This is a genomic window from Lysobacter sp. 2RAF19 (assembly GCF_052115395.1).
GTDB lineage: Bacteria > Pseudomonadota > Gammaproteobacteria > Xanthomonadales > Xanthomonadaceae > Noviluteimonas.
This window is the reverse complement of the sequence record NZ_JBFRGO010000001.1, coordinates 1,050,013-1,068,938: the sequence shown is the minus strand read 5'-3', so window position 1 is coordinate 1,068,938 and position 18,926 is coordinate 1,050,013. Positions and strand designations below refer to the sequence as shown.

The window sequence follows — 18,926 nt, the reverse complement described above, 5'->3', positions numbered from 1 at the left end:
ATCGGAACGCATGAAGTTCAATGAAAACTGGCTCCGCCAGCACGTGCGCACCGATGCCACGCGCGACCAACTCTCCGCCACGCTGACCGCCATCGGCCTGGAAGTGGAGCAGATGGACGTGCTGGGCGAAGGCCTGGACGGCGTGGTCGTCGCGCGCATCGTCGAATGCGCCAAGCATCCCGAAGCCGACAAGCTGCAGGTCTGCAAAGTCGACATCGGCAGCGGCGAACTGCTGCAGATCGTCTGCGGCGCACCGAACGCACGCCCGAACCTGATCGCGCCGCTCGCCACCATCGGCACGCAAGTGGGCAGCCTCACGATCAAGGCCGCGAAACTGCGCGGCGTGGAGTCCAACGGCATGCTCTGCTCGGCGAAGGAACTCGGGCTCGACGCCGACGCCTCCGGCCTGCTCGAACTCCCGCACGACGCGCCCATCGGCGTGCCGCTCGCCGAATACCTCGGCCTGCCCGACGCGCGCTTCGAACTCAAGCTCACGCCCAACCGCGCCGATTGCTTCAGCGTGCGCGGCATCGCATACGACGTGGCCGCCGCTTTCGGCAGCGAAGTCGTTCCGTTCGACGCCACGCCCATGCCCGCGCTCAACGACGCGGAGATGACCATCCAGCTCGACGCCGGCGCCGACGTCCCGCGCTTCGTCGGCCGCGTCATCGAAGGCATCGACGCGCACACGCCCACGCCGATCTGGATGGCCGAACGCCTGCGCCGCAGCGGCATCCGCCCGATCAGCCTGCTCGTCGACGTCACGCAATACGTGATGCTCGAAATCGGCCAGCCGATGCACGCCTTCGACCGCGATCTGCTCAAGGGCCCGATCAGCGTGCGCCGCGCGCGCGCCGGTGAAGCGCTGAAGCTGCTCGACGGCCGCGACGTCGCACTCGACGATCAATTCCTCATCGTCGCCGACAACGACCGCGCCGTTGCGCTCGGCGGCATCATGGGCGGCTTCGACACGCGCGTGACCGACACCACGCGCAACGTCTTCCTCGAAGCCGCGCATTGGGTGCCGAGCGCGATCATCGGCCGCGGCCGCCGCCTCGGCCTGCACACCGACGCCGGCCATCGCTTCGAACGCGGCGTCGACCCCGACCTCCCGCGCCAGGCGATCGAAATCGCCACGCGCCTGATCGTCGAAATCGCCGGCGGCGCCCCGGGCCCGGTCACCGAAGCCGTGCTGCCCGAGCACCTGCCGCAACCGAAGTACGTCGGATTGCGCCGCGGTCGCCTCGCACGCGTGCTCGGCACCAACGTCGCCGACGCCGAAGTCCAGCGCATCCTCCACGCGCTGGGCCTGGCCGTCGTGCCGACCAACGACGGCTGGAACGTGCTGCCGCCGACGCGCCGCTTCGACATCGCGATCGAAGAAGACCTCGTCGAGGAAATCGCGCGCATCTTCGGCTACGACAACATCCCCGCCACGCTCCCCGGCGGCGGCACGCGCCTGGCCGCGCCGACGGAAACGCGCGTCGAGGAATCCACCGTGCGCCGCCACCTGGCCTCGCGCGATTACCTGGAAGCGGTGAACTACGCCTTCGTCGACGAAGCGCTGCTCACCACCTGGCACGCGACCGACGCCGCCGTGCCGCTCGCCAACCCGCTGAGCGCCGAACTCGGCGTGATGCGCACGCAGTTGTTGCCGGGCCTGGTCGCCGCACTCGCGCGCAACGCCGCGCGCCAGCAGACGCGTGTGCGCCTGTTCGAAATCGGCAACGTGTTCCATGCGAACGCCGGCGGCGCCCCCAATGAGACCCAGCGCATCGCCGCCGTCGCCATCGGCAGCGCGGCGAGCGAGCAGTGGTCCGACCGCCCGCGCCACGTCGACTTCCACGATCTGAAGGCCGACCTCGAATCGCTCGCGCTGCTGGCCAACGCACCGCTCGCCTTCCGCCCCTCGACCGAACCGCACGGCCACCCCGGGCGCTCGGCCGACGTCTTCCGCCTGACGGAAGAGGGCGAGGCCCGCGTCGGCTGGATCGGCCAACTGCACCCCCGCCTGGCGAAGACCCTCGACCTGGCCGGCGAAGTGATCGCCTTCGAACTCGACCTGGCCCCGATGCTGGCCCGCAACATTCCGCGCGCGGCGGCCCTGTCGAAGTATCCGTCCGTCCGCCGCGACCTCGCGTTCATCGTCCCGGAAACGGTGCGGTGGGCCGACGTGCAGGCGACCGTGAAAGCGGCCGCAGGCGGATTTTTAAGGGACTTGGTGCTGTTCGACCGCTACAGCGGCGCCGGGGTCGAATCGGGATTCAAGAGTCTCGCTATGGGCTTGATTCTCCAAGATGAATCGCGCACCCTGACCGACCGCGACGTGGAGCAAGTAGTGACCGAGGTGGTCTCGGCATTGCAGGCCCAACACCACGCCGCGATCCGCAGCTGATCGTCGGGGGGACGAGATGGCACTGACCAAAGCGGAAATGGCCGAACGACTGTTCGACGAAGTCGGCCTGAACAAACGCGAGGCGAAGGAATTCGTCGACGCGTTCTTCGACGCGCTCCGCGAAGCGCTGGAGCAGGGCCGCCAGGTGAAGCTGTCGGGCTTCGGCAACTTCGACCTGCGCCGCAAGAACCAACGCCCGGGCCGCAACCCGAAGACCGGCGAAGAGATCCCGATTTCCGCCCGCACGGTGGTGACGTTCCGCCCCGGGCAGAAGTTGAAGGAACGCGTCGAGGCTTACACGGGAGCCGGCAATGCTTGATCCGGGCAGTAACAAGGAACTCCCGCCGATCCCGGCCAAGCGCTACTTCACCATCGGTGAAGTCAGCGAGCTGTGCGATGTCAAACCGCACGTGCTGCGCTACTGGGAAACCGAATTCCCGAGCCTGAAACCCGTCAAGCGCCGCGGCAACCGCCGCTACTACCAGCGCCACGACGTGCTGATGGTCCGCCAGATCCGCGGCCTGCTGTACGAGCAGGGCTACACGATCGGCGGCGCCAGGCTGCGCCTGGAAGGCGAGGGCGCCAAGCAGGAAAGCGCGCTGAGCACGCAGATCATCAAGCAGGTACGGATGGAGCTCGAAGAAATCCTGGTGTTGCTGCGTCGCTGAACGCGCAGGCGGAACTTGCAGATCTGGGCCGAAATGCGGCGATGCGGTATGATCGCCGGCCTACCCGGGGTATAGCGCAGCCTGGTAGCGCACCAGTCTGGGGGACTGGTGGTCGTCGGTTCGAATCCGGCTACCCCGACCAATTGAAACAAGAAGCCTCGCCGATTCGGCGGGGCTTTTTTTTTGGCATCGCCAGTTGTGGTTCTGTCTTGGCCCGCGCGACTCCTTGAAATCAGTAGGCGAACCTAGATCTCATCTATCGAGTCCAACCAGCTCGGACTCGGTATCTGGGTTTCGGATAGGCCACATGTCAAGAGTGCATCACGGTACTCCCGCAGCGTACTCAACATTCGAAACTGGCTAGGCCTCGATATGACGAGACTCCAAAGCAGGATTGCGAAATCTGAGTTTGTTAGAAACATCGACTTTCGCTGCTCGGTACGAGACAGCGAAGCCAATAGGAAGGCGAGGTAGTCAATCGAATCCTCGATGACGTGATCGGTATTTTTTCTTGCCTCAAGCACAGAAAGCAGATCACCTCTTCTCGGGGTCGAAAACAGTGGGCTATTCGGGTTTCCAAGGAGATATCTGAGGCCGTCGTTTCCTTGCGCGCGAAGGCGTCGCAACTGTTCTGGCTCACTAATGAGTGCAAGCGCCTGTTGGCAAACGCTATTTAAGATTGACGCCTGGATAGACTGCGAGAACGCGTTTCTCAGCTGGGCTTCTTGCTTCCCTCTGCCAATGTTTTCTTCATGTCCAGGTTTCAGTTCTTCATAAACAAGCATGCTGTTCCTCAACGAGGAAGCGAAATCTTTAAGAAGGGATTCCTCTGCTTTGCGCAGATCGCTTTCCCTGGGGTTCGCCGTGAAGTGAAGCCATTGCAGAACGAGTCGATAAAAGCGCGTCCACAGCTCAATACGAAACGTCTCATCCAGTTCGATCGGCGAGTCAACAAAAACGTTTCTCGCGAGCTGCAAAGTGTCAAATGCAAGCTCCATCATCGCCAAGTGCCTGTCGCCACTTGTGACGTCGGCGGCTTGAGTCAAAATTGCTGAGTAGTGCGCAAGTACCGCCTCGCAGAATTCCTTCTCTGCATCTGACGGCGCTTGATTCGACCTCATGGCGCTGCTTTCAACAAAGGCCGTGACGGATTCAGATCGCTTCAGTTCGCGCCACGTCTTTAGGAAGTCCTTGAATTCTCCCCACGTAATGCAGTGGGGTGTGACCGTGAATCTCGCTTGGTAGCGGAGGTTTTCCCCAAAGATGGCCGGTATGTTGTTACGCCAAGCTTGAATCAATTCCCCAATGCGGGCTGCATTGTCTTTCTGGGAATGTCGAGCCAAGAGATCTTTGGTCGCGCTGTCTGCTTGCGCTTTCATTTCGTCATTGTCAGTCATGCCAAATTGCAACCAACGATTTTTCAGGCTGCCGATAGTGGACATGTGAAGCAGATCGCTAGCTAATCCCGCCGACTCAAGGCTGAGCATCGCGTACAAGACTACGACGTTCCACTTGATCTCACCTGGCTCGTGTCTCGCCGCCTCTGTCCTGGCCGTAGCTAGCATGCGGCCCAATAGCTTCAACTTGCGTGGATTCGTTGGAATTACATCCGCCAAGTCACTAATGGTCGCCAATGGAACAAATGGGCAAAGCTTCTCGAATTGATCTCTTGCAAGCGCAAGCACTTGCGCCCTGCTGGGCGGCGAAATCTCGAAAGGAAAATCAATGATCTTGTGGAGAAACGTATCAGCGTTCTCAGCCCACGCGGCGTTGTGTTCCTCTATCGCCTTCGAGACAATTGACTTGTCGAAGGCCAAGACAAAAGCGAACTGCGAAAAGTCCAACAAGTCGCGAAGCGCGAGTAGCAACTTCGGTATGACCGCAGGGTCGGTGCGATCCAGGTCGTCGACGAAGATGATGACTCTTCGATTGCCTATGTAGCGAGCCATTGATTCAACGTCTCGCCTCGACAGCTTGACGTGCTTCGCAACCAATCCCGCCGCAAAATCAGTCCCGGCCGAAATGCCTGGTGCTTTTGCGTTTGCAATCTTTCCGGCCGCCTTTATGTGTGCCGCGATAGGGCCCGCCCAGCGGCGGACCCAATACATCGCTCTTGTCATGAGCGGAAGGGGAGATCTGGCTTTCGCGAGCCCCTTGCGTAGCGTACGGCTAAAGCCCTGCCATACATCTTCTTCGGTAGAGGCGCCCCATGGGGAGAAGCGGATAATGATATTTCCCGCGACGGTTTGCTGCTGCTCGAGGAAATTCAACACCGAGGTCTTTCCTTCGCCCCATGCGCCGAACAAGCCGACGCGCGTAGACCAGCTCAACGGCGAAGCTTCGATGGCTCGGGAAATCGCGGTAGCAAGCGGCCAGCGATTGTAAATATCTTCTGCTCGATGGAATGCGGGCGCGTCATGACCGGATGCCGCACGGATTCCAATTGACGCGTTAACTTCCTTGTCCATCAAAAATGCCCCTGTTTGCGATGGTGTCAAAGTGCTCGCGGACTTTGGCGTCCACGCAGTAGACATAGCAACCCTTCATGCCTCGGGTCATAAGCGTTCGATATGTGTTGCGAATTATTCTGTCGACTCGTTGAAACGCGACATCCGGCTCAGCGGCCATGGCGGACTTGAAGCCTCTAATCGAACGATCCTGCCGTGAACGCTTAGTGGGATCCGTAGCGATTCGGTCAGCGCTAACAATCATGTCAGGGCCGATGATGACTCCGACATAGTCCAGCTCCAGTCCTTGGCAGGTGTGGATGCAGCCGACTTCTTCGACGGAGTTAGGGGCGACGATCCATAGGCTTCCGTCGCGATCAAGGTTCCACCGTCGTCGATAGTTAAATTCCGGGATTTCGATGTCGTAAGCGTTTTGGTCGCGTTTGCTCGCCCAATCCCAGCAGTACCCCGCTACCACGCGCGCACGATTCCTTTCCTTGTTCCGTTCTATGATCAGTTGATGTAGGTCTGACGGGGAATCTACTACCCGGAAGTCGAAACCGTCGGCGTCGAATTCGGGTTGGGCTTCATGGGGACGTACGCCAAGTACATGGTCGAGCCATGCGATGTAACCGTCCGAACCATTACAGCGGAACTGCGAGACCAGCTCTAGATGATTGACGTGTGCGCCAAGCTCGCGTGCCCAACGTTCGATCTCCAATGATGTGCCAATGTCCTTAAGAGTGACAACTTGGTCGTCATCGACGAAGAAGATCGAACACTGTGCAGCATTAATGATCTCCTTGATTTGGTGTTCGCCTTGGTTCTCGTACAGGCCGGAGAAGCGATTCAAGCGATGCGCTTCATCCACGATCAGGGCACCAAACGAATTTGCAGGTGTCTCAATGAAGGCGCCTGAGCCTGAAAATAGATTCGCGATCTCAACCTGACGCATGCGCCCGGCCAGCCGCTCCTTGTAGACGGCTCGAGGCGCGGCGTTCTTCGAAACGTACTTTGTCAGCAGCCCCAGCTTGCTGAGCGTGACCAGCAGGTTGATGGCGACGACCGATTTTCCGGTACCCGGTCCGCCCTGGACAATGACGACCTGCTTTTGTTGTTCCGATGCACCTCGGGCGGCAGCCAGGCATGACTCGTACGCCACCTTCTGGTCATCAATCAGCACGAATTCCTGATTGCCCTTCAGCATGGAAGCCAAGCTATCGACGAGCATCTTGGACGGCCGAATGCGGCCGTTCTCGATCTTGACGATCAACTCCGCGTTGTCGCCGTGGCGCACGTGCTGCTTGATGAAATCCCGGAGCTTGCGCCGCTCCTCCTCGCCGCGAAGAAAGACGGGGGCCTTATCGAGATAGGGTGCGTAGCAGGGGTTATCGATTACGCCGTCTGCGGTGTAGTTGTGCAGGTAGGCGCAAGGGCGGAGTTCGGTTCCGTTTTCGTACACTGCCTCGTTGAAGCCCTCGAGCAGTGCCGCGTAGGACCAGGCTTGATACGAGGGGTGAGCGCCTTCGCGCTCGGCGCGTCCGCCGCGATTCGCGATGATGATTCCGTCTTTGTCGCTCAACTTCGAACTCGACCACTGTTTGAGTTCGACGATAATCAGCTTAGGGTCGTTGGTTTCTGATTTGCCAGACAGAATGAAGTCAATTCGCTTGGACGATTGTGGGATGCCGAATTCGATGCCGACGCCGATGTTGTCCGGGATGTCCTTGTCCATCAGCACATGAGCCATCTGCGTTAGCGACTCTCGCCACGAGCGCACTTCCGAGTCCGGCGCGTATCGGCCGGTCTTCTGGAGATAGGCGTCCGAGACAACGTCCTCGATGACGCGGTCAGTCACGTCGGACAGAAACGACGACTTCACCTGCTGATAAACGATCACGCGCGGCGCCCCCTGGATTTGCGCTTATAGGTCGGTGTACTTGTCCGCGCGCCCCTTCGCCTTCTCGACCGGATACTTGACGGCGTTCTTCTCGATCTTTTCGTTGGCTGCGCGCACTAGGTCCACGTCCAGCTTCCTTGCCAGTTGCACCAAGTACAAAAGCACGTCCGCCAATTCCTCTCCAACGGCAGCCCGCTTGGTATCCGGCAACGTCTGCGCCTGGGCGTCGGTCAGCCATTGGAAGTGCTCCAGAATCTCCGCCGCCTCCACTGACAAGGCCGTCGCGAGGTTGCGTGGGGTATGAAACTGGTCCCAATCGCGTTCGTGAGCAAAAGCGGTCAGTCGTTCCTGGAGTTGTTGAATATCGTTGGCCATTCGCTGTCCCTCGGTTAGCCACATCCTAATCCAGTACCCGGCCCCTCAGGCTTGGGTCGCTCAGCGACGCCATGAAGTCGGTGTCCTGTTGACCGCATGAGCATAGGGCACCACCATCCGGTAACAGGGGATGGTTAGGGATGGGGATGCTCGAACGAAAGCACACGGCCATGTCGGTCGCGAAGCTGATGGCTTTGCATGAGAAAAAGGCGCTCGATCTATCCCCGGCTTTCCAACGGGATTCGGTCTGGCTAGTGAGGGACCGAAAGAGCTTGATCGACTCGGTCTGTCGCAACTATCCGCTTCCGGCCATTTTTCTCTACAAAACAGGAAGCGGAAGAAACGTGCGTTATGCCGTCATCGACGGCAAGCAACGTCTGGAAACGCTGCTGGGGTTTGTCGGCCAGCTTCGCGGCAAGTCTTTCGAGGTGCGGTTGCCGATCGGTAAGGAAGGCGAGCCGCAACTCGTTTCCTCAAAGTCGATGCGGCACGAGCATGCTGCTTTCAAGAAGCACCTGCTGCGATACGAAATCCCGGTGATCGAAGTGACCGGCTCGCTTTCGGAAGTGATGCACGTCTTCGTGCGCATCAACTCCACGGGCAAGGCGCTGACGTCGCAAGAAAAGCGAAAAGCAAGGCATGCGGACTCGGTCCTACTTGCCGCCGCCACCAAGCTGGCCAGTCGCCTGGAATCCATTTGGACCGACGGCATCATCAGTGACCAACTGCATTCGCGCATGCGACACGTCGAGCTGGCCGCTGAATTGCTTCTCAGTGTGGAAGGCCCGATTAACAAGAAGGCTGCCGTTGACAGCGCGATGACGAATGCTGGTCTGACTGCCGCCAAAGTGGCTCGCGCCAGCAATGAAGTCCAGTCCGCGGTGAAGCGAATCAAGAAGATGTTCCCGGACTTGCACACAACGCGATTCACGAAGCTGGTCGACTACTACACGCTTGTCGTGTTGGTCATGCGGTTGCAGCGAGAAGGCGCGATCCTTGACGACCGCAAGCGTAACGATGTGGCATGGGAATTGTTGAAGGCATTCGGCGTCCAGGTTGATCAAATTCGCCAAGACCAACGTAAGCTGCGCGCGTCGTCGAAGCCGGCTCTGGCCAAGGAATACCTGCTGTCGGTCTCCCAGATGACGGATGACCGCAAGCAGCGCATCCTGCGCGAGCGCATCATGGAACAGGCCATTGGCTCGGTGTTCGCGAAGAAGGATGACAAACGTGGCTTCTCGGGCGAACAGCGGCGGATCCTGTGGAACACGAGTGCCGAGAAATGTTGCGCCGCTTGCGGCCAAGCCTTGAGCTGGTCGAACTTCACGATCGACCACGTCAAGCCACATTCAAAGGGCGGACGATCGACGCTGAGGAACGCAGACCTGATGTGCCGGCCCTGTAATTCGCGCAAAGGCAATCGTCGCAAGCTTCGACACGGGCGGGCGGATGCCAAGGTTGGCCACGCACGCGCTCGGAACGCTTCAAAGTCCAAGACTCGCCGCGCCTAAGGACCCGACCCCTCGGATCCACCGCCCGCATCGCTAAAATCCCCCCGTCAATCAGGGGGCACCAATGCACCGCATCACCAAACTAGCCGCTCTCGCAGCAGCTTTGCTATTCGCAACCGCCTGAGGCAACCCCAAGGCACCCTCAGCTACGAAGTCGACGCCACCACCCCGCCCAACGGGCGCAGGCGCCTTCGCCGGCGTCCATCTGGGTCGCGCCGTAGCGCTGGAACCAGGGTCCGGTTCAATCCCCCGTTCGCGTTACTCACCCATGGAAGCGGCATTTCCGCGCAATCGCCGCTTCCATTAACGATTCACGCACCCACACCCAGGTGAATGCCGTTGGCCCCGCCACCGGCAGCCACCCCGCAGTACCCTCGCCCAAGAGCGATCGCAAACGGACACCATGGATGAAGAGCAAGGAGTTCCTCGACCTCAACCTGCGCGATCTCCGCGAGTCGATGCCGCACCTGCTGGCCAACAGCACGGGCGCGCGGCATTTCATCGGGATCTTCGGGGGCGTGGCCGGTGCGATCGTCAACGCGGCCAGGGAGTTCGGGCCCGATGCGGAGATCTACGCCACGTACAACGTCGGCAAGATGCTGGTGGACTTCGCCGCTGAATGCGAAGCGCAGCGTGCGGCGGCCGATCCGCCGACGATCATCGTGGATCCGTACGAGCGGGGCGGGGAAGACTTCGAACGGCCGCTGGATCGCCTGGTGCGTCGTAAGAAGGAGATGGAGCGGGTGGAGAAGTCGTCGAGCTGAAGCGGCAGTGCCTGCGTGCCGTCGCCGATGGGGTCGGTGACGTTCTTGATTGACCTCGTTCCAGTGCCGACTGCGGTCGGTCTTTCGTCGTTGGAATCGGTTGCGTCGTCGGCGCAACTCCGTTTCGTCGCCGGCGCAACGCACGGCGCTCCGGATTGGCAGCGCTCGATTGCCGAAAGACGCAACGCCGTCGCCGATTGATGCGACGCAATCGCCAACGCAACCCGTTCATGCCGCCAATGAATTCGTGTCTGTCGCGATTGGCATCGGCGCCGCCGCCGATTGAACCGGGTGGGTCGGGAAACCCCTCGCGTCATTGATCGTCCCCTTCGCGGACGCGCGCAATCCCCTCATCAGATTTCGCACTGATTTGCCCCAAGGCACAATGCCTTTCGCGTCGGTGCGGGGGAAAACTCTGGTCTCCTTCAATGGAGATTTCCCATGACTCAGAACCGCGCTTCCCTCGTCATCAGCGAAGACGACGAGCGCACCGTCCTCGCCGCGATCGCGCAGATCGAGGCGATCCTCAAGAACCTGGTCGCGTTCGAAGGCGGCGAGCGCCGGACGATGAACATGATGGGGCAGCGGAACGAGCCGTTCGCGCGCGAAACGCACCAGCTGCTCCAACAGAACCGCGCCATCGTGCCGCCGACGCTGGACGTCGACGAGATGCGCGCCGACCTCGAAGCCTACGACCGCCTCAAGCGCATCAACATCGCGCTGCAGCGCTTGACCACGCTGTGCCTGGACACCGAGGCGGCGCTGGGCAGCGACGTCTTCGAGGCAGCGCTCGCCGGTTACACGATGTTGAAGGTGTTCGGCCCGTCGCACGGCCTGGAGGAGCAGGTGAAGTCCTTGTCCGCGCGCTTCGCCAGCCAGGGCAGGCGACGATCGAAACCGTCAACGGGGTAGGACAAATCCGACACCACATCGCGGCTTTGCCTGATATCCCCGCGTGGGTGCGCTTCGGCATTCTTCGTTCCGGAGTTTGAAAGCTCCGCTTAGAGTCGGCGCCAGGGAAAGCGCCAAACGTGTATCCCCTGCGTCGGGAGGGGACCCAATACAACACCCCGCAAGGGGAAATACGTTCGACCGTCTCTAAGCGGCCTTTCAACCTCCCGACACTCCTTGCGCCGATCCGCGGCGCAAGGTTTTTCCCCGGACGATGGAGGTTGCCATGCGACACGCCCCCGGTGCGCCACGCGAGCGCGCGCCCGCTGTTTACGCCCTTCCCGAACACGCGCACGTCGAACTGGTGCAACTGCGCGAACACCTGCGCCTGATGGTGCAACTCACCGATGTCGGCACGCGCGCCAGCGCGCACGACGCAAGGCTGCGGCCGGATGCGATGGCGTGGTGGTTCCTGCGCCTGTCGCGCGATATCTCGGCGATCGTGGACGCGACGTACTGGTCGGATGCACTCGCGCAGGCGCTGGCCACCAAATCACCGCGCAAATCCAGACCCCGCAAACCCGAGCGACGCCAAGATGCCTGAGTTCAAATTCTCCCTGCGGTTCCAACTGCGCGACGGGGAAGACCCGTCGCGCCACCTGGACGCGCTCGCAGCGCAAGGCTGCACCGACGCCGTCGTCGGCGTGGGGCGCATCGGGCACATCGCGTTGGACTTCAGCCGGCAGGGGCCGACCCTGCTCGACGCCATCGCATCGGCCGTGGGCGACGTCGGTCGTGCGATCCCCGATGCCCGCCTCATGGAGATGCCGCGCATCGCCGAAGTGGTTACGGTCGATCTGTCGGAAAAATGTTGACAACCTTTCCAGGCCATTGCTTACAATCCCCTCCAGCGACTGGGTTGAGACGCGTAAGCGCCTCGTGTAGGGCCAAGGCCCTGCCCCAGACGCTTTTTTATTGCCGAAGTGGGTGGCGGAATGTACATCTGCTACCTCAGTTGCCGAAGTGGTCACCCTCGACCGCGCAGATCGCAGTCCCTGAGACATCCGATTCGCATCGTACCTGCATTCCAACGGAGAGCGGGACATGCGCAATTTCCATGCATGGCAGCGCCGCACGATGCGGCGCGCGGACAGGCAGTTGTGGGGTGGTGTCGTGTTGGTCGTGGCGACGACGGCGGCGTATTTTTGCCTGACGTCGTTCCTGGAACCTGAGGCGCCGTTGGCGGCTTCTGTTGCGATGATCCTGCGCTACGTCGCGTTGCTGCCCGTCATCGCCGGTGCAACGCTCGCGGTGATCGGCGCATGGACGAACTGGCGGCTGCAGCGCGATCCGATCTTGTTGTATTACCGACGAGACGGGCGTTGAGGGGCCTCACGGTCTACGGCGAATGACGCGATCCGCTTAGGGCTAGTTTCACAAGCCATTCGTCAATTCTTCTCGTTGTTCGCGCCGGTCTGTCCCGCATAGCGTGTGCGCAGCCGAGATGCGGCCGCTTGCGGACAACGAGAATTGAAGACCGTGGTCGCCGCGTCACCCAATGCCATGGAGCGTCCGGTGGGCCGCGTCGACAGCGTTCCATCGCGCGTTACGGGCCGGACGCTGACCTACTTCTCGCCCGACCCGTTTCCGGATTTGTTGAATCGCTATGCCGCGTGGACGTGTGACATCCCAGCACGCGAGCCAGTGGTCTCTTCGAGCTTCGGGAGTGCCCCGGAAGCATTGATGCTCGCCCGCGGTGCGCTCAGCTTTCGGTCCGAGCGTTCACGCCGCGAGGAGGCCCGGGCGCTTGTCGAGGTGTTGGCCGCCCATCCGCCGCCGCGCATGGATCGCGCAGAATTATTGTCGCTCGGATTGTTTGGGGCGCAGGCGCCCAGGCAACTTCGATGCGAGGTCGCTTTCTCCGGTGCCCGCGTCGCCAGCGACGGCCATGTATTTGCGTACGAGGGAGATGTCGAACCGCTTTTCGACTCACTCTGCGAGGGGCTCGTCGCGCCGCCGGCACAGGTTTCTACCACCGTGCTGGCGGCCTGTGCTGCGTTCCACGCCCTGCATGTACATCCATTCGTCGACGGGAACGGACGCTGGGCCAGGTTGCTGGCTGCACGGATTGGTTCGACAAGGGGAGATGTCGCTTCCGGCGTGGTGCACGCATGCCTGCTTCAGATGGGAAAGTCAGTATTGGCCGAGCGCCATTGGCCACACGCGCGCTCCCACGGGCTTGCGGACTATCTCGCGCGGTGCCTGGCCTTCGAAGCGCGCGTACTCGTAGAACTGGACTCGAGAGGGCTGACGGAAACCATGTCGGCAATCCATGCGGGCATCTGCGCCACCGTTGTGTCTCCGCGCCTTCGGGCGCCGCCGCTTTCCAGTCTGATTGCGGACGGGAGGATCCATCGCATCGACCTCAAACGCGTCGCCTGTCTATCGACCCGCGCGCTCGACGGCGCGCTACTTCGCATGGCCGAACGCAGCGGATGCGAAATCGATCGGACGACCGGGGATCTGGATGCAGCTCCCCTGATGGCCCAGGTCGACGATGTGCTTGCCGCTACCTTGCGCGCCTGCTTCCATGATTGAGGGATCTTCAATGGCAAATACGCTTGGATGCGAACTGCCACCCAGCGCTCGGCATTGCCTGCGACAGGCCATCGCCGTGTTGCTGTTCATTGGCGCGTCGTCGGCCCACGCGCAGAATTTGCCGGGCCCGCAACCGCAATCCAGGTTGAAGGAATTTGATTGGGTCGTTGTCGATGCCCCGGATCCTAGCGGAGGCTGGGGTGGCGGTTCCGGCGGCGCAGGTTACGACACTGGCATCTACTCGCCGCCGCCCGTGGATGACAGCCCAGAGCCTGGTCCTGCGGACCCCGAACCCGTCGAACAGCACCTCTGCGATAACCCGGTGGATATCGTCACCGGGAAGAAGTTCGAATTCGCGGAGGACTTCGCCCACGCCTCGCTTTCCGGATTGCGGTTCCAGCGCAGCTACAACCAAGCGTGGAGCGGCGTCGGAATTCTCGGCAAACAATGGGTGACCACCCATGATGTGCAGCTCTCCGATCGCCGATGGCCAGAGTCGCCGGGATCAGGCTGCTACCAGCGGGCCGGCATCCTTCCGTGCACCATCGATCCCGCCGCACAAGAGATCTACGCGCATCGCGAAACAGGCGACGTCGTCACGTTCACATGGAGCGCGGCGGACAATGCATGGAGCGGCTCCACGGAGGAGCCCTTCGCGCGCATCACGCGTCAACCCAATGGGAGCTTCGTGCTGGCCTGGAACGATGGCAACCGCGAGATCTACGACGCAGGGGGCGTCGTGCTGCAACGGCTCCAGCCCGATGGCGTCGGCCTGACCTATGAGTACGGTGACCGCCAGAAGCTTGTGCGAGTCCGTCACACCACAGGCGCCGAGATCACGTTCACTTGGGCGCACACACCGTGGGGCGGGGACCGCGTCCTGGAAGTCGTCGATCCGGCGGGTCAGACGTACAAGTTCGACTACGACACGCGCGGAGGCTATTCCGGCGGGCACGATCGCATGAGGTTGAATGGCGTGAGGTATCCCGACGGAAAGGCGGCGCTGACGTATCACTACGACGACGCTTTTCGCTATGTCGGCAGGTCCGTCGCGGGTTCGCGATTCACGATATATCTCTACGACTCGGAATCGCGCGTCATCGAATCCCGCAAGGCCGATGTCGTGGACCGCACGCGCTATGCATACAGCGAAGGAAGCACCACCCGGACCAATGCGCTGGGAAAAGTGGCGACATACCGAGTGGAGGAAGGCCGCATTGTCGGGACGACCGGGCAGGCGAGCCTGAATTGTCCGGCAACTGCGACGGCGCGGACGTTCGATGCGCAGGACCGCCTGGCATCGGAAACCGACGCTGCAGGAGGGGTAACGAGATTCGAGTACGACGAAAAAGGGCGTCTCGCCCGTCGCGTCGATGCCGCCGGCAGCCCGGTTCAACGCGTCATGTCATTTACTTCAGACGCCGCTGGCAGGCGAGTCCGCGAAACGCTCGAAGGCGAGTTGGAGCGAGCCTATTCGTATGCCCCGCAAGGCTGGCTACAGCGCGTGACCATGAGGAATCTCAAAGGCGGCGTCGCCGCCGCGGATCGTTCCGTCGACTACACCTATACGCAGCACCCGAACGGACTCGTCGCCTCCGTGGTCGAGGACGGCCCCGCGCCGGGTACCGGCGACGCGCTCACTTATCAATATTCACCAGGCGGCGATCTGTTGTCTGTCGCCAATGGCGCGGGCCACGCAACGACGTACAGCAACTACACCGCCCTCGGCTTGCCGGGCCGCATCACGAGCCCGGCCGGAGCCGCGCGCGAGTTCGAATACGACGAACGCGGGCGCGTTGTCGTCGAGCGCGTGTTCCCGAATGGAGCTCCGGTCGAAACGCGCTACCTCTACGGCAGGAACGGTCTGCTCGATGCCGTCCACTCCGCCGACGGCGCCACCGCCATATATCACTACGACGCAGCCCACCGACTGATCCAGGAAGACCGCACCGAACCCGACGGCACCTTCGCCGTCCGTCGCATCACCTACAACGCGATGTCGCTGCCGACGCGGATCGAAGTCGGGCGCGACCAATGACGCCCCACAACAAAAGGAACAAGAACATGCATCGGATGCGATGGATGCCGTTGGCTTTGACCCTTGGCGCAAGCCTCGCCGGAGAGGCGATTGCGGAGACCCCCGAAATCGGGCAATTCGGCATCGTCGGCACGGGCAATGTGACGATCACGCGGATCCGCACCGGCCTGGATGCCGACCAATTCGCCATCGTGACCCGTGAGCCGATGATCAACCCGGCCGGCTGTGCGGTCCCCGACGGCTACGTCGCCACCGCCACCAAGGGCGGTTACAAGGAAACCTACGCTGCTGCGCTGTCGGCCATGTATTCCGGCAAACAAGTGCAGGTGACCCTCAGCGACCTGGATTGCGCGGCGCAACGTCCGCGCGTCATGGGCGTGCAAGTGATTCCCTGATGGATGGGGTCACGATACTTCTCGCGGCCTTCGTCGCCACGCAAGTGCAGGTCTACCAGTACGACGAGCTGGGCCGCGTCATTGCCGAACGCACGGGGGAAGACAGCAAGCTCGTTGCGCGACGTGCCTACGACGTGGAAGGGCGGCTGGTCGAAGTCGAAGACGGAAGCGGCCACAAAGTCCGGCTCACCTACGATGCCCTGGGCCGGGTGGTCACCTCCACCGATGCCACGGGCGGCCTCACGCGCATGAGTTACGACGCGGCGGATCGCACGACCACCGTGGTCGATCCCCGCGGCTTGTCCACGACCTATCGCTACAACGGATTCGGGGATCTGCTCGAGCTACGCAGCCCCGACACGGGGACCACGACGCATGCTTACGACGACGGCGGTCTTCGTACACGAACCGTGCGGAACGACTCGAGCGCCCTCAACTACGCATACGACACGCAGGGCCGCGTCACGGTGGTCACGGGCGGAGCGGATCAAAGGTCGTTTGCGTACGACACTTGTGGCAAGGGCTTCCTGTGCGAGGCGGCGACCCTGCAAGCGGGCATCGTCCAGGCCGCCACGAGTTTCACCTACCGCGCCGATGGAGTGACTCGCACGCGAACGGACAGCGTTCATGGCGTTTCAGACACGACGATGCATCATTTCGATGGCTTAGGCAGGTTGATCAAGCTCTCCTACCCAAGCGGCACGTCGCTCGAGTACGCGTACGACATGGGCCGGCTGAGCAAGCTGACCGCGACCCACCGTGGCACGACGGAAACCGTCATCGACGACATCCGTTACCGCCCCTTCGGCGGTCCGGAGTCGTGGACCTACGGCAATGGGCTGCAACGCCGATACAACGTCGACGACAACGGGCGCCTGTTCGGCGTAAGTGCGGTGGACGAGGATGCGGGCAAGGTCGCGCAAAGCCTCACCTATGCATTCGAAGCGGCCGACCGCATCAATGCGATCACGAGTGCTGCCGGCGAGCCGAGCCAGCAAACGTTTTCGTACGACGCGCAGGGCAGGCTGACCAGAGACGTTGCTGTCGGAGCGACCGGCACCAGGATCAGCGCCCACGACGCCAACGGCAACCGCACCTCGCACAATTGGGGCAGCGCGGTGGAGCAGCACGCCATCGACCCCTACAGCAATCGCCTCCTGGCGATCACGGGCACGAGCTCAGCCGCCCGGCACCATACCTACGGATACGACAAGCGCGGAAACCGCATCAGCGACACGACATCGGGCGTCACGACGCAACTGCACTACGATGCATTCGACCGCCTCCGGCAGGTCACGCGCCCGGACAGCGTGCAGGTTTGCGAGCCCTACGGTACGTGCAAGACGCTGCCTGCCGGGACGACGCAGTACACCGTAAATGCGCTGGACCAACGCGTTGGAAAGTCCAGTGCGGCTTCCGGCGCAACGCGCTTCGTCTATGGCAGTCAAACGCAACTGTTGTCCGAACACGGCCCCGGCGGATGGACCGACTATCTCTGGTTCGGTGGCGAGCTAGTGGGGCTGTTGACGCCGGGCACGGGCAGCATCGTTGCCTGGTTTGAAGATTTCCCGATCGTCGTTGGCCATCCCGGCGTCAAGTTCGTGCACAACGACCATCTGGGACGACCGGAAGCGGTGACTAGTGGGAGCCAGGTGCAAGTTTGGCGGGCACGGAATTACGCGTTCGACAGATCGATTGCGATGGACTTGATCGGGGGGCTTAACCTCGGGTTTCCGGGGCAGTATCACGACGCGGAAAACGACCTCTGGTCGAATGGCTTCCGGGATCTGGATCTGAGGTCGGGGCGCTATTTGCAATCAGATCAGATGGGACTTCATGCCGGAATCAACACATATGCTTACGTGGACGGGAATCCAGTGAGCATGATTGATCCGTTGGGTTTGGAGGGCGTTGGGTATTGGAACAGTCCTGACGTCCTATCGCAGTGGGGCGAGTCAAATGGGGCGTACCTGAACGAGTACGTGCGCGGCGCATTCGACTTTGTCCAGGCGTTCTATCACCAATTGGATGCTACCCATGGAGTTGGCAAGAGCCACAACGGCTGGGCCAATCAGGACAAATACTTTCATTGCCGCGCAAATTGCGAAGCCGCCCAACGAGGGCAGGGCGGGCAAGATGCCGCGAAATGTATGAGCGATCACCGAGAGGCGACGGACTTGATTTTTGGAGACTCCATTGCTGATTCCGCAGCCGACCAACGTGCAAACCGCTTCGGGCGTGCGGGAGGGGCTGCAGACCCCAACGGGAGTTGTCAGCAGATTTGCGGAGCACTGCGTCCCGGCGGCTCCTTTCCGACAAGGTGGTAGAGATGCGATTTCACGTGAACCTTGTTCTGATCCTATCGCCACTGTTTTTGTTGGCATGCACGCGCATGGACATCGCATCCCAGAGTTACACGTCATACGGCGCCGCGCGTGATGCCGGGGCGCTGGGGAAATGGAAGTGGTTGCCGAGCGATCTGCCTGAATCTGCGCGTGATATTCGTGAGATGCATGACGTGGATACAAACGAGGTTTGGTTTTCCTACCAAGATCCGTCTGGAAACGCTCCAAGCAAGTGCGAAAAGATCCGTTGGGCCGATATTCGGGCGCCAAGAGATTCGCGGACGCGCGAAGTTGCGGAGTTCGATCGCCAAATCGCCTCGTCGCACATGTCAGGAGGGCAGCTCTACCGCTGCGTCGGTGAGAGCTATGGCTATCAGCTGGCCGTAAACCCCAAGAGCGGCCGCGCGTACGGCTGGTCTCGGGGCGATATCGATGGGCACAATCGTTGACCGGTCTGCCGTCCACGGCGAATAGCGCGACCCCTTTGAGAGTGGATTCCCAACGTCAACGGCCGATTTCCCGTTCCCCGAAGCTCCAGCCGCCGACTAGAGTGCGCCCCCTCTGGCGGACTGCTTTGCAGCGGGGCGAACGATGATGAG

General features: G+C 61.6%; 17 protein-coding genes and 1 tRNA gene. 15 read left to right on the top strand and 3 right to left on the bottom strand.

The window, feature by feature from the left end; genetic code table 11:
* The first annotated feature begins 10 nt into the window (after nucleotides 1-10).
* From pheT to AB4059_RS05200, 4 genes are all read left to right on the top strand, one after another.
* Complete coding sequence (gene pheT / locus AB4059_RS05215; protein ID WP_498977230.1) at nucleotides 11-2,395, top strand: phenylalanine--tRNA ligase subunit beta; 2,385 nt, start codon at nucleotides 11-13, stop codon at nucleotides 2,393-2,395.
* Between the two features lie 16 nt (nucleotides 2,396-2,411).
* Nucleotides 2,412-2,714, top strand: a complete 303-nt coding sequence (locus AB4059_RS05210) for an integration host factor subunit alpha (protein WP_156643100.1) — start codon at nucleotides 2,412-2,414, stop codon at nucleotides 2,712-2,714.
* Nucleotides 2,707-3,063, top strand: coding sequence for a MerR family transcriptional regulator (locus AB4059_RS05205; protein ID WP_036169922.1), 357 nt, complete (start codon nucleotides 2,707-2,709; stop codon nucleotides 3,061-3,063). The genes AB4059_RS05210 and AB4059_RS05205 overlap by 8 nt, the downstream gene beginning before the upstream one ends.
* Nucleotides 3,064-3,128: 65 nt before the next feature.
* Nucleotides 3,129-3,205 (top strand) — tRNA-Pro (locus tag AB4059_RS05200).
* Nucleotides 3,206-3,308: 103 nt separating this feature from the next.
* Here AB4059_RS05200 and AB4059_RS05195 read toward each other — a convergent pair.
* From AB4059_RS05195 to AB4059_RS05185, 3 genes are read right to left on the bottom strand one after another with little or no spacing between them, the layout of a single operon-like run.
* Nucleotides 3,309-5,531 carry a KAP family P-loop NTPase fold protein gene (locus tag AB4059_RS05195; protein WP_498977228.1) on the bottom strand — a complete coding sequence of 741 codons (2,223 nt, stop codon included), beginning with the start codon at nucleotides 5,529-5,531 and terminating at the stop codon, nucleotides 3,309-3,311.
* A complete protein-coding gene (locus AB4059_RS05190; RefSeq protein WP_498977226.1) occupies nucleotides 5,515-7,410 on the bottom strand; it encodes a DNA/RNA helicase domain-containing protein in 1,896 nt (631 codons plus the stop codon). The genes AB4059_RS05195 and AB4059_RS05190 overlap by 17 nt, the downstream gene beginning before the upstream one ends.
* 24 nt (nucleotides 7,411-7,434) lie before the next feature.
* Nucleotides 7,435-7,785, bottom strand: a complete 351-nt coding sequence (locus AB4059_RS05185) for a nucleotide pyrophosphohydrolase (protein WP_498977224.1) — start codon at nucleotides 7,783-7,785, stop codon at nucleotides 7,435-7,437.
* A 140-nt stretch (nucleotides 7,786-7,925) separates the two neighbouring features.
* On the opposite strand from AB4059_RS05185, the gene AB4059_RS05180 reads away from it, so the two are divergent.
* The 11 genes from AB4059_RS05180 (at nucleotide 7,926) to AB4059_RS05130 (ending at nucleotide 18,776) form a co-directional block, all read left to right on the top strand.
* Entirely contained in the window at nucleotides 7,926-9,296 is a 1,371-nt protein-coding gene (locus AB4059_RS05180) for a GmrSD restriction endonuclease domain-containing protein (RefSeq protein WP_498977222.1), read from the top strand.
* 407 nt (nucleotides 9,297-9,703) lie between these two features.
* Entirely contained in the window at nucleotides 9,704-10,060 is a 357-nt protein-coding gene (locus tag AB4059_RS05175) for a hypothetical protein (protein WP_498977220.1), read from the top strand.
* A 441-nt stretch (nucleotides 10,061-10,501) separates the two neighbouring features.
* Nucleotides 10,502-10,972: a hypothetical protein gene (locus tag AB4059_RS05170; RefSeq protein WP_498977218.1), complete on the top strand. Its 471-nt coding sequence runs from the start codon at nucleotides 10,502-10,504 to the stop codon at nucleotides 10,970-10,972.
* A gap of 265 nt (nucleotides 10,973-11,237) precedes the next feature.
* Nucleotides 11,238-11,555 carry an XAC0095 family protein gene (locus tag AB4059_RS05165; protein WP_498977216.1) on the top strand — a complete coding sequence of 106 codons (318 nt, stop codon included), beginning with the start codon at nucleotides 11,238-11,240 and terminating at the stop codon, nucleotides 11,553-11,555.
* Nucleotides 11,548-11,826: a hypothetical protein gene (locus AB4059_RS05160; protein WP_498977214.1), complete on the top strand. Its 279-nt coding sequence runs from the start codon at nucleotides 11,548-11,550 to the stop codon at nucleotides 11,824-11,826. Before AB4059_RS05165 ends, AB4059_RS05160 begins: the two co-directional genes overlap by 8 nt.
* A gap of 229 nt (nucleotides 11,827-12,055) precedes the next feature.
* Nucleotides 12,056-12,337: a hypothetical protein gene (locus AB4059_RS05155; protein WP_498977212.1), complete on the top strand. Its 282-nt coding sequence runs from the start codon at nucleotides 12,056-12,058 to the stop codon at nucleotides 12,335-12,337.
* A 153-nt stretch (nucleotides 12,338-12,490) separates the two neighbouring features.
* Nucleotides 12,491-13,549, top strand: coding sequence for a Fic family protein (locus tag AB4059_RS05150; RefSeq protein ID WP_498977844.1), 1,059 nt, complete (start codon nucleotides 12,491-12,493; stop codon nucleotides 13,547-13,549).
* A gap of 10 nt (nucleotides 13,550-13,559) precedes the next feature.
* Nucleotides 13,560-15,587 (top strand): DUF6531 domain-containing protein, encoded by a 2,028-nt coding sequence (locus AB4059_RS05145; protein ID WP_498977210.1) that lies wholly within the window; start codon nucleotides 13,560-13,562, stop codon nucleotides 15,585-15,587.
* On the top strand, nucleotides 15,584-15,982 hold the full coding sequence (locus AB4059_RS05140) for a hypothetical protein (RefSeq protein ID WP_498977208.1): 399 nt from the start codon (nucleotides 15,584-15,586) through the stop codon (nucleotides 15,980-15,982). Before AB4059_RS05145 ends, AB4059_RS05140 begins: the two co-directional genes overlap by 4 nt.
* Nucleotides 15,982-18,309, top strand: a complete 2,328-nt coding sequence (locus AB4059_RS05135) for an RHS repeat-associated core domain-containing protein (protein WP_498977206.1) — start codon at nucleotides 15,982-15,984, stop codon at nucleotides 18,307-18,309. The genes AB4059_RS05140 and AB4059_RS05135 overlap by 1 nt, the downstream gene beginning before the upstream one ends.
* Nucleotides 18,310-18,374: 65 nt before the next feature.
* Nucleotides 18,375-18,776 carry a YbbD-related protein gene (locus tag AB4059_RS05130; RefSeq protein ID WP_498977204.1) on the top strand — a complete coding sequence of 134 codons (402 nt, stop codon included), beginning with the start codon at nucleotides 18,375-18,377 and terminating at the stop codon, nucleotides 18,774-18,776.
* The last annotated feature ends 150 nt before the right edge of the window (nucleotides 18,777-18,926 follow it).